Source organism: Sphingomonas trueperi (assembly GCF_040545665.1).
In the GTDB taxonomy this organism is placed as follows: domain Bacteria; phylum Pseudomonadota; class Alphaproteobacteria; order Sphingomonadales; family Sphingomonadaceae; genus Sphingomonas; species Sphingomonas trueperi_B.
Map to the genome: position 1 here is coordinate 78,894 of NZ_JBEPMH010000004.1, position 13,017 is coordinate 91,910.

Below are 13,017 nucleotides of genomic sequence, written 5' to 3' on the forward strand. Positions count from 1 at the left end.
TCACCCCATGATGCCGAGCAGCGCGAGGATCAGCAGGAACAGCGAGGCGATGATGGTGATGAACCACAGCAGCACGCCGGTGCGCAGGATCGCCGACCACCAGCGGATCCGATAGGCCTGTTTGAGCTGCCGGCACATGTGTACCGGCGGCACCACCATCGCCATCGTGCCCAGCACGTTGCCGGGAACATGCACCGCGTGCAGCAGCGTGATCACGATGAAGAGCAGCGACATCGCCCCGATCGAATAGGTCACGAAGACGGCGTGATCGTAGAGTTTGTACTGCCGCTTCCAAAAGAACAGCAGCCACACGAAGGGCAGTGACAGCGGGATCAGCAGCCACGAGAATTTGTAGATGCTCGACTGCAACTTGTAGAGCATGAGCGACGGGTTATTGCGCCACTTCTCGATTCCGTGATCGAGGGTGTGCCAGCCGGTATGCACTTCGTTGATCTCGTCATCGTCGCGCATCACCTTTGGCATCTGCGACAGGGCGGACCGGTATCCGGCGATCTCGCGGTCGGCCTTGGCGATGTCTGCAATCAAGTCAGCGCGGTCCGGATCGTTCGCGCCCAGCTTGGAGAGCTTGGCCGCCTTGCCGTTCCGGTTCGCCTCTGCCTTGGTGATCGAGTGCTGGAGCGCGACCGTCGGCTTCATGCTGTTGCTGTCCAGATCGGTCGGCATCGAAATGCCGAGGATCTGGAAGATCGCGAACATCGTGAAGATCGAGAACAGGAACATCGCCATCGGCGAGACGAAGCGCGCGCGCTCGCCGGCGATGTAGCGGCGGGTCAGGTCGCCCGGCCGCCAGGCGAGCAGCGGCAGCGTGCGCCACATCTTGCCTTCGAAATGCGCGACCCCGTGGAGCAGCTCGTGCCCGATCGCGCCGAGCGAGCGGTGGACGTGCCCCGATTGCCCGCATTCGTGGCAATGCGGGCCGATCAGCGCGGTCCCGCAATTCAGGCAGATCGTGCCATGCCCGTGCCCATGGCCTTCTCCCGCATGCGGCTCCACCGCACGGCCGAGCATGCCCCCCATCACCAGTTCGCCGGCTGCGTCGAATTCCCCCATGGGCCCTGAGGCTATCAGCTTCGCGAAGCGCATGCTAGCATCCGCAGCATGGCCGATATCGACACGCCCGACACTCAGATGCTGATCGCCGACATGGGCCGCCGCGCCCGCGCCGCCGCCACGGTGCTGGCGGCGTTGCCAAGCCCGGCCAAGGCCGCTGCGTTGCGGTTCGCCGCCGCTGCGATCCGCGAATCGCAGGACGCGATCCTCGCCGCCAATGCCGAGGACATGACCTCCGGAAAGGCGAACGGCCTTTCCGATGCGATGCTCGACCGGCTGCTGCTTGATGCCAAGCGCGTGGAGGGTATGGCCGCCGGCATCGAGGCGGTCGCGGGTCTGGAAGATCCTGTCGGCAGCGTGCTCGACGAGCGGACCCGGCCCAACGGGCTGGTGCTCAAGCGTGTGCGCGTGCCGATCGGGGTGATCGGCATCATCTACGAGAGCCGGCCGAACGTCACCGCCGATGCGGGCGCGCTGTGCCTGATGTCGGGCAACGCGGCGATCCTGCGCGGCGGTTCGGAAGCGATCCGCAGCAACCGCGCGGTCCACGCGGCGCTGGTGCAGGGGCTCGTCTCGGCCGGGGCACCCGCCGATGCGATCCAGCTGGTGCCGGTGATCGACCGTGCCGCGGTGGGGGCGATGCTTACCGCCGAGGGGCTGATCGACATGGTCGTGCCGCGCGGCGGCAAGGGGCTCGTCGCGCGCGTCCAGGCCGAGGCGCGGGTGCCGGTGCTCGCCCATCTCGACGGGATCAACCACACCTATGTCGATCGCGCCGCCGATCCGGAGATGGCGCGGCACCTCGCGGTCAACGCCAAGATGCGCCGCACCGGCATCTGCGGATCGACCGAGACGCTGCTGATCGACCGCGGCTTCGCCGATCCCAAGCCGATCCTGGCGGCGCTGGCCGATGCCGGCTGCGAACTGCGCGGCGATGCGGAGATCCAGGCGCTCGACTCGCGCGTCCGGGCCGTCACCGACGCGGACTGGGACACCGAATATCTCGATGCGATTCTCTCGGTGAAACGGGTCGATGGCGTGGACGCCGCGATCGCGCACATCGCCGCGCACGGCTCGCACCATACCGATGCGATCCTGACAGAGGATGCAGAGACCGCCGCGCGCTTCCTCAACACCGTCGACAGCGCGATCGTGATGTGGAACGCCTCCACCCAGTTCGCCGATGGCGGCGAGTTCGGGCTGGGCGCCGAGATCGGCATCTCCACCGGCCGCCTCCATGCGCGCGGGCCCGTGGCGCTGGAGGGGCTCACCACCTACAAGTGGTTGGTGCTCGGTACCGGCCAGGCGCGGCCTTGAACGGCTTGTATCGCTTGTATACATTAACTGCATGAGCAAAACCGCCGTCATTACTGGCCGCGTACCGGAAGAGATTTCGGATCAGCTGGATCGCCTGGCGGAGCGGATGGATCGTTCGCGGTCCTGGGTGGTCTCTCAGGCCATCGAGGCGTTCGTCGCCGCGGAGACGCAGTTGCTCGATTCGCTCGACGAAGCCGAGCGGCAGATCGATCGCGGCGAATGCCGGACGCAGGCGCAGATGGAGGAATGGGTCGCCGAGCTGCGGCGCGGTACGGCGGCCTGAGTGGCGGACCTTCGATGGGCGAACCTCGCCCTGGCGGACCTTGAAGCGATCGTGCGCCATCACCAATCCACCGATCCGGCATTGGGAGTCGAACTGGTCGATCGCATCGTCGCGGCGGGCGCGTTCCTTGCGCGGCTGCCCGAAGCGGGGCCGCTGACGATCCGCGGGCGTCGCAAATGGCGTGTGCCTAAAACCCCGTATCTGCTCTTTTATCGGGTCGCGCCCGATCACATCCGCGTGCTCCGCGTCCTGCATGGCGCGCGCGATCTGGCGGGGCGGCAATGAAACGCATCGGACTTCTCGGGGGCTCGTTCAATCCGGCGCATCGCGGGCATCGGCGGTTGTCGCTGCATGCCCTGCGCGCGCTCGATCTCGACGAAGTGTGGTGGATGGTCTCGCCCGGCAATCCGCTCAAGGACAAGTCGGGCATGGCGCCGTTCCAGGCGCGCATGGCCTCGGCGCGGGCGATGGCGCGGCATGCCCCGATCCGGCCGACCGCGATCGAGAAGCGGATGAAGACCCGCTACACCGCCGACACGCTCACCAAGCTGCCGCGGCTCTACCCGAATCATCGCTTCATCTGGCTGATGGGCGCGGACAATCTGGCGCAGTTCCACCGCTGGGAACGGTGGCGGCACATCGCCCGTCAGGTTCCGATTGCGGTTATCGCGCGTCCGGGGTATGACAGGGGCGCCCATGCAAGTCCTGCAATGGGTTGGCTGCGGCGCGCTGTGCGGCCCGCAGGCCAGGCGAAACATTGGACGCGATGGAGATTGCCGGCACTTGTGCTGTTGCGCTTCCGCCCCGATCCGACGTCGGCAACACGCCTTCGGGCTGCCGATCCTGCCTGGCACCGGCGATTTCTCGGCACTTCTCCGAACATGGAAAAGGAAGCGCCGGCGCCGTCTCCACTCACATTGCACAGACAGTCGCTAGACTAGGAGCAACCTTGGCCACTTCCCCCAATATGCAGCGTTCGAACGACGCCGACAGCGTCGAAGCGCTGCATAGGCTCGTGCTCACCTCGCTGGAGGACGATCAGGCGGTGGAAACCGTCTCGATCCCGCTCGCCGGCAAGAGCAGCATCGCCGATTACATGGTGATCGCATCGGGCCGCTCGACCCGGCAGGTCGCCTCGATGGCGATGAAACTGGCCGACAAGATCAAGGCCGAGCAGGGCCGCACGCCCCGCGTCGAAGGCCTGCCGGCCGCCGACTGGGTGCTGATCGACGCGGGCGACGTGATCGTCCACCTGTTCCGCCCGGAAGTGCGCAGCTTCTACAATCTCGAGCGGATGTGGTCGTTCGAGGGCCAGGCCTGATCTGATCCCGAAGGTCCGCGCGCCATGCTGCTGCACATCGTCGCGCGCGGCCGGATCGGGCGCAGCCCCGAGGCCGAGCTGGTCGACCGCTATCTGAAGCGGGTGACCTGGGGCACGCGCGTCACCGAACTGCCCGATACCGGCGGCAAGATGCCGGTGCTCGCCCCCGGCACCCGCGTGGTGATGCTCGACGAACTGGGCGAGAACCTGCCCTCCAAGACGCTGGCGAACCGGCTCGGCGCCTGGCGCGACGACGGGGTGCGCGAGACACGCTTCCTGATCGGCGCCGCCGACGGCTTCGACGATGCCGATCGCCGGGCGGCGGATATGCTGCTCAGCTTCGGCAAGGCGACCTGGCCGCACATGATGGCGCGCGCGATGCTGGCCGAGCAGCTGTGGCGCGCGGTCTCGATCCTCGCCAACCACCCCTATCACCGCGAAGGCTGATGGGCCCGGCGCGCGGCCTCGGCATCGCGGCGGCGCTGCTCGCGATCGGCGTGACCGGCGTGCTCACCCAGCCGCGGCCCGATGCAACCCAGCAGACCGCACGCGTGGTGACGGAAGCTTCCCAGGCCGCGCAGGCGGCGGAACGGCGGGCTGCCGAACTCGACCGAGCGGCCGCTAGCGAACGCGACGGCGAAGCCCGCGCTCGCGCCGAGCAGGCGGCGGCGGCGCAGCGGATCAAGGCGGCCGAAGCCGAGCAGGCCGCGGCCGAGGCGCGCGTGGCGCTGCTTGACCGGCTGCTCGCCCGCCAGCGCACCGCCTTTGCCGAACGCCAGCGACCGGCGATTGAGCTCGTCGCAGCGCTGCAGGCGATGGCCCGGCGCCCAGCGGTGCTGGCGCTCGCCCAGCCGGGTTCGGCGCAGGATCTCGTCCACGTTCGCGCGACGCTCGCCAGCCTGCTGCCCGCGATCGAGGCGCGAAGTGCGGGGGTAAAGACGGACCTGGCCCGCTCCCGCGCGCTGCGCGTCGCTGCCGGCGAGGCGGTCGCCGAGCTGCGCACCCGGCGCGCCACGCTCGAATCTCGCCGACTAGCCGCGCTCCAGCTCGAATCCGAACATCGCCTGCGCGCGATGGCGCTCGGCCGCGACGCGCTGGTGGAATCGGACCGCGCGCTGGCGCTGGGCGAGAAGGCGCGCGACCTCGCCGCCGAGCAGGACCGGAGCCTGAGCGCCGCACAGGTCCGCTCGGACCTGCTCGTCCTGAACGGTCCGCTGCCCCGACCCGGCACCTCGGCCGAACGCGCTGCCGGACCCGCGCCCTATTGCCTGCCCGTCACCGGCCAGCTCGTCACCGGCTTTGGCGAGATCTCGCCCGCCGGTGTGCGCGCTCGCGGCCCCAGCTTCGCGGTCCAGCCCGGGTCGGCCGTGTTCGCCCCCGCTGCCGGCACCATCGCCTATGCGGCGCCTTTTGCCGGCTATGGTCAGGTCGTGATCGTCGATCATGGCAAGGGCTGGACCAGCCTCATCTCGGGCTTTTCGACGCTAACCGTGCGCCCCGGCGCCAAGGTTGCACAAGGCGCAACCCTCGGCACCGCCGGCCCCCGCATAACCGTCGAGCTGCGCCGCCGCGGGCAGCCGCTGGACCTGACCCAATTGCTCGACTGACACCGCGTGCAAATCCCGTTATCCTCGCCTACATTAGCAAGGTCGCCCTTCCGGAAAGTCTCTTGATGCTGCGTTCGTTTCTACAGGTTTCCGCCGCCGTCGGCGCACTTGCGATCATTCCCATCACATCCGGGGCCATGGCGGGGGTCGATACCAGCAGCTATCGCGAGCTCGACACCTTCATGGAAGTCTACAACACCGTGAAGGCGAATTACGTCGAGAAGGTCGACGACAAGACGCTGGTGAAGGGTGCGATCGAAGGCATGCTGGCCGCGCTCGATCCCCACAGCAGCTATGCCGACGGGCTCGATTTCGACAATCTCAAGATTCAGACCGAAGGCAATTATGGCGGCCTCGGCCTCACCGTCACCCAGCAGGACGGCGCGGTGAAGGTGATCGCGCCCAACGATGACGGCCCCGCCGCGCGCGCCGGCATCAAGGCGGGCGACTATATCACCCATCTCGACGGCAAGTTCATCGTCGGCGGCAGCCTGGACGAGGCGATCACCCAGATGCGCGGCAAGCCGGGCACCAAGATCGCGCTCACCATCGTGCGCCCCGGCGCCGACAAGCCGCTGCAATTCACCCTGACGCGCGAGATCATCACCCAGAAGTCGGTGAAGACGGACGTCAAGGACGGCATCGGCATCATCCGGATCAGCACCTTCACCGCGCATACCGGCGGCGACACGGCGCTGGCGATCCAGGAGATCGACAAGAAGCTGGGCCACAAGCCGCTCGGCTACATCCTCGATCTGCGCAACAATGGCGGCGGCCTGCTGACCGAGGCGATCGGCGTTTCGGACGTGTTCCTCAACCATGGCGAGATCGTCTCGCAGCGTGGCCGCGAGAAGACCGATATCGAGCGCTATTATGCCGAAAGCGTGTTCCCGGGCGATCTCGCCAAGGGGCTGCCGGTGATCGTGCTGACCGACGCCGGCACCGCCTCGGCCTCGGAGATCGTCGCCGGCGCGCTGCAGGACCATCACCGCGCGCTGGTGCTGGGCGTGCGCAGCTTCGGCAAGGGATCGGTGCAGACCATCCTGCCGATGGGCCCGCACGCCGCGCTGCGCCTCACCACCGCGCGCTATTTCACCCCCTCCGGCCATTCGGTGCAGGAAGGCGGCATCAAGCCCGACATCGCCGTGCCGCAGCTGAGCGATCCCGACTACAAGTCGCGGCCCGAGCTGCGCGAGGCGGATCTGCGCCGCCACCTGATCAACATGGAGAAGGTGGACGACAGCGTGCTGGAATCGGACGACACCCCCGATCCGCGCTTCACCGCCACCGCCGACGAGCTGAAGAAGAAGGGCATCACCGACTTCCAGCTGAACTACGCCGTGCAGACGCTCGCCCGGCTGGGCAAGGCGCCGGCTGCGAGCGCCGCCAAGTGAGCCGCAACCTGAGCCGCATGCCGCGCAACGTGCCGGTGCTGGCGCGCTGGCTGGCGCTGCTGCTGCCGCTGGCGCTGCTCGGCGGCGCGCTGGGATCGCAGTTCCTCGGCGGCCTGGTGCCGTGCGAGATGTGCGTGTGGCAGCGCTGGCCGCATCTGGCGGCGATCGTCGTGGCCGTGCTTGCCTTCTTCGTGCGCGGGCGGCGGCAGGTGGCGGCGCTGGTGCTGCTCGCCGCGCTGCTGATCGCAGTGAGCGGGGCGATCGGGGTCTATCACGCCGGCACCGAATATCATTGGTGGCAGGGCATCACCGAATGTACCGCCGCGCCGCGGCAGGGCTCGCCGATGGAGATGCTCACCCAGGCACTCCGTGCCCCGATCGTCCGCTGCGACGTGCCCCAATGGACGATGTTCGGGATCAGCCTGGCAGGCTATAACGCCATCCTGTCGCTGGGCGGCGCGGTGCTGATCGCGCTGCTCGCAACGCGAAAGGCAGCGCGATGAGCTGGAAGCCGGGCGATCGTCGGGAGAGTCATGACGCGATGGTCCGCGTGGACCAAGCCGGCGAATATGGCGCGACGCGAATCTATGCGGGGCAGCTCGCGGTGATGGGCGATCGCACGCCCACTGCGCGCACCATTGCCGGCATGGCGAACCAGGAAGAGCATCACCGCGCCTTTTTCGACGCGCTGATCGCCCGGCGCGGCGTGCGCCCTACGGTGCTGCAGCCCTTCTGGGATGTGGCGGGCTTCGGGCTCGGCGTCGTCACTGCGGCGCTCGGCCCGCAGGCGGCGATGGCCTGCACCGCGGCGATCGAGACCGAGATCGACCTCCATTACCAGCAGCAGCTCGCACAATTGGGCGACGAGGATCCGGAACTCCGCGACGCCGTCGCGCGATTCCGTGACGAGGAGATCGAGCATCGCGACACCGCGATCGCCTCGGGCGCGGAAAGCACGCCCGGCTATCCGGTGCTCTCGGCGCTGATCCGTGCAGGCTGCCGGTTCGCGATCGGCGTGTCGAAGCGGATCTGACAGCGGCTATTCAGGCGCGCCACTCCAGGATGGCGCGCACAACAGGAGGAACGCAGGTGCTCAAGAGGATCGCCATCATCACCGCGGTGGCTGCGGCGCCGCTGCTCGCCGCCGCGCCGGCGCATGCCCAGAATTCCGTCCAGAACGGCGTGCTGATCATCTATGGCAACGACAAGTGCCCGACCAACAAGAACGGCGAGGAAATCGTCGTCTGCCAGCGTCTGGACGAGGGTGAGCGCTTCCGCATCCCCAAGAACATCCGCGACAACACGCCGACCGATCCGCAGAAGGGCCAGTCCTGGGCGGTGCGCCAGCAAGACGCGCTGACGACGGGCAATTTCGGCACCGGCAGCTGCTCGACGGTGGGCGCGAGCGGCGGCACGGGCTGCTTCGTCCAGCGTGCGACCGCCGCGCGGGCCGAGCGCCGGGCGCAGAAGAAGGCCGAGACCGACCTGCCGCTGCCTTGATCGGGGTCAGGCCGGCGCGCGGGTGATCCACGCGGGCGCCGGCAGCCGCACCGCATCGGCGATCAGCCACAGCATCGCGACTGCGCGCACGCTCGCGGCGATCATGATGTCCTGCTGGGTGGCATAGGGCCAGGCATTGGCGAGGCCGGCCAGCCACCAGAACTCCGTTACATAGGCCGCGATGTCGCCGATCACGAACAGCGCGATCGGCGCGAGGCGCGGGCTCGTCATCACCAGCAGCGGGTACAGCCACAGGTCGAACTGCGGCGACCAGACCTTGTTGGTGAGCAGGAACCAGGCGAGCACCGGCGTGAACAGCACCCAGGGCCGTTCGCGATGCTTGCGCCAGCCGATCGCGACGATCACCGCCGCGCCGAGCAGGAAGGCGAGCGAGGCGGCGAGGTTGCGCTGCGCGGTGTCGCTCACCCAGACACCTTGATCGGATAGTACCGACCAGGTGGAGGCGACGGTGCCGGGCCGCGCTTCGGAGAAGCGATAGAATTCGGACCAGTTCTCCGGCGCCGCGAGCGCAACGGGCAGGTTCACCGCCGCCCAGGCGCCGACCGCGGCCAGTACGCAGCGCGCGGACGTCGTCAACCGGGTGCGCCAGGCCTGCCCGGGCGCGGTCAGCGCCGCCAGCCCGATCAGCGGCAGCAGCAGCACCGGGAACAGCTTTGCCGCCGCTCCCAGCGCGGCGAGGGCGGCGGCCAGCACCAGCCGCTGCCGTCGCGCGGCCAGCATCGCCGCCACCGCGAGCGTCACCGCGCCCAGATCCCAGTTGTGGCCGAGATAGAGGATCAGCGGCGGCGCGCAGGCCCAGAGCCACAGTCGCACGCGATTCATCCCTTCGCGGACGAACATCGCCAGGATCAGCCCGGCGAGCAGTGCATTGCCCAGCGACACCATGGCGAGGAAGGTCGCGCCGTCTGCGCCTGCACCGAACAGCCCGCGGGCGAGCGCACCTTCGATCCATATCTGCAGCCCGGTGAGCACCGGATATTCCATCGACGTCTGGAAATAGGGGATCCGCCCTTCGCCGACATGGCGTTCGACCCAGAAGGGGGGCGCGTCGCTGTAGCAGCCGCTGATATACTGGATCGCGCCGTTCCAGCCCTGCGGTATGCAATGCGCCTTGAACAGCCAGCCGAGCAGGCAGGTGAGCGCCATGCCGAGTGCCAGCGCTAGCACACGCCCGTCGATCCGCTGAATCATGCCCGAAACCCTCCGGTCGGCGCTGGTACAGGGCCGATGGCCGAGCGTCCATCTGGACAGCAGGTGCTTGAGAACATAGAAGGAACAGTATGGCGCAACTCGATACCCGTGCAAAGCTGGCGATCCTCGCCGATGCCGCGAAATACGATGCGTCCTGCGCGTCGTCGGGCACGGCCAAGCGCACCTCGAAGGATGGCAAGGGGCTGGGCTCCACCACCGGGATGGGGATCTGCCACGCCTATGCGCCGGACGGGCGCTGCATCAGCCTGCTCAAGATCCTGCTGACCAACAGCTGCATCTTCGACTGCCATTACTGCATCAACCGCAAGAGCTCGAACGTGCGCCGGGCGCGGTTCACGCCGGCCGAGGTGGTCGAGCTCACGCTCAACTTCTACCGGCGCAACTATATCGAGGGGCTGTTCCTCTCCTCGGGCATCATCCGCTCGTCCGACTATACGATGGAGCAGATGGTCGAGGTGGCGCGGTCCTTACGCGAAGACCATCATTTCCGCGGCTATATCCACCTCAAGACGATCCCCGACGCCGATCCGGCGCTGATCCACCAGGCCGGGCTCCATGCCGATCGCCTGTCGATCAATGTCGAGCTGCCGACCGTGGCGGGGCTCAAGCGGCTCGCACCCGAGAAGTCCGCGCCGCAGATCGAAGGCGCAATGCTGGGGATGCGCAGCGCGATTCTGGACGGGGCGGATGCGCGGAAGCGCTATCGCTCGGCGCCCAAGTTCGCGCCTGCGGGCCAGTCGACCCAGATGATCGTCGGTGCCGATGCCGCGACCGATGGCGACATCATCGATCGCGCCGCCGGGCTGTACGGTCGCTTCGGCCTGCGCCGCGTCTATTATTCGGCGTTCAGCCCGATCCCCGATGCCAGCACGGTACTGCCGCTCCAGCGCCCGCCGCTGATGCGCGAGCACCGGCTGTATCAGTCGGACTGGCTGATGCGCTTCTATGAATATCGGCCCGACGAGGTCGCGCAGGCGGTGGACCCGGCGACGGGCATGCTGCCGCTCGACATCGATCCCAAGCTCGCCTGGGCGCTGCGCTTCCGCGACCGCTTTCCCGTCGACCTCAACCGCGCCCCGCGCGAGGCGCTGCTGCGCGTGCCCGGGCTGGGGACCAAGGCGGTCGCCTCGATCCTCGCCGCGCGCAAATGGCGGCGGCTGCGGCTGGAGGATGTCGCGCGGCTCACCGTATCGCTCGCCAAGGTCCGCCCGTTCATCATTACCGCCGACTGGCGCCCGGTCGCGCTGACCGACAAGGCCGACCTCCGCGCCTGGATCGCGCCGAAGAAGGAGCAGCTGGAGCTGTTCGCGGCGTGATGCTGGGCTTGCGAACGACTCGCGGGAGCAACCTAGGGCAGTGCCGCCGGTTGGGACTGGGAAACCAGGGAGACTCCCACATGGCTAAGCAGCCCCGCATCTTCGCCGACCTCATCGCCGATCACGACCGCCAGCGCGACCTGATCGCCAAGATCGACGCCACGTCCGGCGATAGCCAGGATCGCCGCGACCTGTTCGAGCAGCTTCGCCTCGAACTGCAGTCGCACGCCGCGGCGGAAGAGGAATCGCTTTATGCGACGATGCTCGCCAATCCGGAGCTGCGCGAGGATGCGCGGCACTCGGTTTCCGAGCACAAGGAAGTCGACGACCTGCTCGGCGAGCTGATGGACATCGAAATGTCCTCCTCCGCCTGGCTGTCCAAGTTCCGCGCGATGAAGGATCGCTACCTCCATCATATCGACGAGGAGGAGGAAGAGATGTTCCCCACCGCCGAGAAGGCGCTGTCCTCGGAAGAGGAGGAGCGGCTCGGCAAGATCTTCGAGGCGCGCAAGCCCAAGGAACTGGAGCGCGCCGAAGCTCACCCGCCGGGCGACGAGCGCGAGTAAGCGTTGCGCGCCGTAACGCTTGCCGCCGAGGATGATTTCGAAGGCTGGCGCGATGCGGCGCGGGCGTTGGCCCAGGCCCATGTCGCGCCGCCGGAGGTGGTGTGGCGGGTAGGCGAGGGTGGTGGCGACCTGTTTGCCGCCGAGGCCGCCCCGCCACCGCCGCCGCCCGTGGGCGGCACACAGCTGCGCGTACCCAAGGGATTCATGGAGGTGGCGCAGACGGTTATCCTACATTCGGATCCGCAGCGTTTCTCGCTGCTCTACACGCTGCTCGCCACCGATCCGCACCGGATCGAGGACCGTGCCGATCCGCTCGTCCGCCGGCTGGAGCTGATGGCCAAGGCGGTACGCCGCGACATCCACAAGATGCGCGCCTTCGTTCGCTTCCGCGAATTGGTCGACGAGAGCGGCCCGCGCTTCATCGCCTGGTTCGAGCCCGAGCATCACATCGTCCGCGCCAATGCCCGCTTCTTCGTCGAGCGGTTCGCCAGCATGCGCTGGTCGATCCTCACGCCCGAACTCTCGATCCACTGGGACGGCCAGACGCTCAGCGAAGGTCCCGCCGCGACCCGCGGCGACGCCCCCGCCGACGATCCGGTCGAGGCGGTGTGGAAGACCTATTACGCCTCCATCTTCAATCCTGCCCGGCTCAAGACCGGCGCGATGCTGAATGAGATGCCGCGCAAATACTGGAAAAACATGCCCGAAACCGCGTTGGTCAAGGAGCTCGTGGCCGGCGCCCGGGCGCGGGAGACGGCGATGGTGGAGACGGCGCGCAGCGCAGTAGGCGGAAATGTCGAAGGCGCGTGGCAGGCGCTCCGCGACGAGGCGGCGGCGTGCACCCGCTGTCCGCTCTACAAGCCCGCAACGCAGACCGTGTTCGGCGAAGGCCCGCTCGATGCCGACATGATGCTGGTCGGCGAGCAGCCGGGCGACCAGGAGGACCTGGCCGGCCGCGCCTTTGTCGGCCCCGCCGGGCAGATGCTCAATCGCGCGCTGGACGAGGCGGGGATCGACCGCGCCCGCGTCTACGTCACCAATGCGGTCAAGCACTTCAAGTTCGAGCCGCGCGGGAAGCGCCGCATCCACGCTAAGCCCGATGCCGGCGAGATCACCGCCTGCCGCTGGTGGTACGAGCAGGAGCTGGCGCTGGTTCGCCCCAAGCTGGTCGTGGCGCTGGGCGCCACAGCCGCGCGCCAGATCACCGGCAAGGCCGCGACCATCTCCAGGCTGCGCGGCCAGAAGCTCGCGCTGCCCGAGGGTGGCACCGGCTGGGTGACGGTGCACCCCAGCTACCTGCTCCGCCTGCCCGATGCCGATGCAGCCGCGCAGGCCTATCAGGACTTCGTCGCCGACCTGCGTGCCGCCCGGGCCTTGCTCTAGCGCAGGAAGCCGCGTCAAAAGGGGCG

The 13,017-nt window shown here is 68.1% G+C and carries 16 protein-coding genes; 14 read left to right on the forward strand and 2 right to left on the reverse strand.

From position 1 onward, the window contains the following. Complete coding sequence (locus tag ABIC65_RS13860) at positions 1-1,071, reverse strand: DUF3667 domain-containing protein (RefSeq protein ID WP_354309515.1); 1,071 nt, start codon at positions 1,069-1,071, stop codon at positions 1-3. Between the two features lie 48 nt (positions 1,072-1,119). On the opposite strand from ABIC65_RS13860, the gene ABIC65_RS13865 reads away from it, so the two are divergent. The 11 genes from ABIC65_RS13865 to ABIC65_RS13915 all read left to right on the forward strand — a co-directional run bounded on the left by ABIC65_RS13865 (position 1,120) and on the right by ABIC65_RS13915 (position 8,493). Then, positions 1,120-2,388, forward strand: coding sequence for a glutamate-5-semialdehyde dehydrogenase (locus ABIC65_RS13865; protein ID WP_354309516.1), 1,269 nt, complete (start codon positions 1,120-1,122; stop codon positions 2,386-2,388). A gap of 31 nt (positions 2,389-2,419) precedes the next feature. Then, complete coding sequence (locus ABIC65_RS13870) at positions 2,420-2,671, forward strand: CopG family ribbon-helix-helix protein (RefSeq protein ID WP_354309518.1); 252 nt, start codon at positions 2,420-2,422, stop codon at positions 2,669-2,671. Then, positions 2,672-2,956 carry a type II toxin-antitoxin system RelE/ParE family toxin gene (locus ABIC65_RS13875; RefSeq protein ID WP_354309520.1) on the forward strand — a complete coding sequence of 95 codons (285 nt, stop codon included), beginning with the start codon at positions 2,672-2,674 and terminating at the stop codon, positions 2,954-2,956. Next, complete coding sequence (locus ABIC65_RS13880) at positions 2,953-3,612, forward strand: nicotinate-nucleotide adenylyltransferase (RefSeq protein WP_354309522.1); 660 nt, start codon at positions 2,953-2,955, stop codon at positions 3,610-3,612. The genes ABIC65_RS13875 and ABIC65_RS13880 overlap by 4 nt, the downstream gene beginning before the upstream one ends. A 26-nt stretch (positions 3,613-3,638) precedes the next feature. Beyond that, on the forward strand, positions 3,639-3,992 hold the full coding sequence (rsfS, locus tag ABIC65_RS13885; RefSeq protein WP_093296138.1) for a ribosome silencing factor: 354 nt from the start codon (positions 3,639-3,641) through the stop codon (positions 3,990-3,992). Between the two features lie 24 nt (positions 3,993-4,016). Continuing rightward, the gene (locus ABIC65_RS13890; protein WP_354309524.1) at positions 4,017-4,439 is read left to right on the forward strand and encodes a 23S rRNA (pseudouridine(1915)-N(3))-methyltransferase RlmH; all 423 of its coding nucleotides are present in this window, start codon (positions 4,017-4,019) and stop codon (positions 4,437-4,439) included. Continuing rightward, positions 4,439-5,599 carry a murein hydrolase activator EnvC family protein gene (locus tag ABIC65_RS13895; protein WP_354309525.1) on the forward strand — a complete coding sequence of 387 codons (1,161 nt, stop codon included), beginning with the start codon at positions 4,439-4,441 and terminating at the stop codon, positions 5,597-5,599. The genes ABIC65_RS13890 and ABIC65_RS13895 overlap by 1 nt, the downstream gene beginning before the upstream one ends. 65 nt (positions 5,600-5,664) lie before the next feature. After that, entirely contained in the window at positions 5,665-6,993 is a 1,329-nt protein-coding gene (locus ABIC65_RS13900; RefSeq protein WP_354309527.1) for a S41 family peptidase, read from the forward strand. A 17-nt stretch (positions 6,994-7,010) separates the two neighbouring features. After that, positions 7,011-7,496, forward strand: coding sequence for a disulfide bond formation protein B (locus ABIC65_RS13905; protein WP_354310017.1), 486 nt, complete (start codon positions 7,011-7,013; stop codon positions 7,494-7,496). Beyond that, complete coding sequence (locus ABIC65_RS13910; RefSeq protein ID WP_354309528.1) at positions 7,493-8,026, forward strand: demethoxyubiquinone hydroxylase family protein; 534 nt, start codon at positions 7,493-7,495, stop codon at positions 8,024-8,026. The genes ABIC65_RS13905 and ABIC65_RS13910 overlap by 4 nt, the downstream gene beginning before the upstream one ends. 56 nt (positions 8,027-8,082) lie before the next feature. Then, positions 8,083-8,493: a hypothetical protein gene (locus ABIC65_RS13915; RefSeq protein ID WP_354309529.1), complete on the forward strand. Its 411-nt coding sequence runs from the start codon at positions 8,083-8,085 to the stop codon at positions 8,491-8,493. 6 nt (positions 8,494-8,499) lie between these two features. Here ABIC65_RS13915 and ABIC65_RS13920 read toward each other — a convergent pair whose 3' ends face one another. Further along, entirely contained in the window at positions 8,500-9,705 is a 1,206-nt protein-coding gene (locus ABIC65_RS13920; RefSeq protein ID WP_354309530.1) for a hypothetical protein, read from the reverse strand. Positions 9,706-9,794: 89 nt separating this feature from the next. Between ABIC65_RS13920 and ABIC65_RS13925 the strand changes: the two genes are divergently transcribed. The 3 genes from ABIC65_RS13925 to ABIC65_RS13935 all read left to right on the forward strand — a co-directional run bounded on the left by ABIC65_RS13925 (position 9,795) and on the right by ABIC65_RS13935 (position 12,991). Next, positions 9,795-11,042: a putative DNA modification/repair radical SAM protein gene (locus ABIC65_RS13925; RefSeq protein WP_354309532.1), complete on the forward strand. Its 1,248-nt coding sequence runs from the start codon at positions 9,795-9,797 to the stop codon at positions 11,040-11,042. A gap of 80 nt (positions 11,043-11,122) precedes the next feature. Then, a complete protein-coding gene (locus ABIC65_RS13930; protein WP_354309534.1) occupies positions 11,123-11,608 on the forward strand; it encodes a hemerythrin domain-containing protein in 486 nt (161 codons plus the stop codon). 3 nt (positions 11,609-11,611) lie between these two features. Then, a complete protein-coding gene (locus tag ABIC65_RS13935) occupies positions 11,612-12,991 on the forward strand; it encodes a UdgX family uracil-DNA binding protein (protein WP_354309535.1) in 1,380 nt (459 codons plus the stop codon). The last annotated feature ends 26 nt before the right edge of the window (positions 12,992-13,017 follow it).

Coding starts and splice junctions, on each gene's coding strand:
- ABIC65_RS13860 (WP_354309515.1), bottom strand. CDS start 1,071: ATGGGGGAATTCGACGCAGCCGGCGAACTGGTGATGGGGGGCATGCTC.
- ABIC65_RS13865 (WP_354309516.1), top strand. CDS start 1,120: ATGGCCGATATCGACACGCCCGACACTCAGATGCTGATCGCCGACATG.
- ABIC65_RS13870 (WP_354309518.1), top strand. CDS start 2,420: ATGAGCAAAACCGCCGTCATTACTGGCCGCGTACCGGAAGAGATTTCG.
- ABIC65_RS13880 (WP_354309522.1), top strand. CDS start 2,953: ATGAAACGCATCGGACTTCTCGGGGGCTCGTTCAATCCGGCGCATCGC.
- rsfS (WP_093296138.1), top strand. CDS start 3,639: ATGCAGCGTTCGAACGACGCCGACAGCGTCGAAGCGCTGCATAGGCTC.
- ABIC65_RS13890 (WP_354309524.1), top strand. CDS start 4,017: ATGCTGCTGCACATCGTCGCGCGCGGCCGGATCGGGCGCAGCCCCGAG.
- ABIC65_RS13895 (WP_354309525.1), top strand. CDS start 4,439: ATGGGCCCGGCGCGCGGCCTCGGCATCGCGGCGGCGCTGCTCGCGATC.
- ABIC65_RS13900 (WP_354309527.1), top strand. CDS start 5,665: ATGCTGCGTTCGTTTCTACAGGTTTCCGCCGCCGTCGGCGCACTTGCG.
- ABIC65_RS13905 (WP_354310017.1), top strand. CDS start 7,011: ATGCCGCGCAACGTGCCGGTGCTGGCGCGCTGGCTGGCGCTGCTGCTG.
- ABIC65_RS13910 (WP_354309528.1), top strand. CDS start 7,493: ATGAGCTGGAAGCCGGGCGATCGTCGGGAGAGTCATGACGCGATGGTC.
- ABIC65_RS13920 (WP_354309530.1), bottom strand. CDS start 9,705: ATGATTCAGCGGATCGACGGGCGTGTGCTAGCGCTGGCACTCGGCATG.
- ABIC65_RS13925 (WP_354309532.1), top strand. CDS start 9,795: ATGGCGCAACTCGATACCCGTGCAAAGCTGGCGATCCTCGCCGATGCC.
- ABIC65_RS13930 (WP_354309534.1), top strand. CDS start 11,123: ATGGCTAAGCAGCCCCGCATCTTCGCCGACCTCATCGCCGATCACGAC.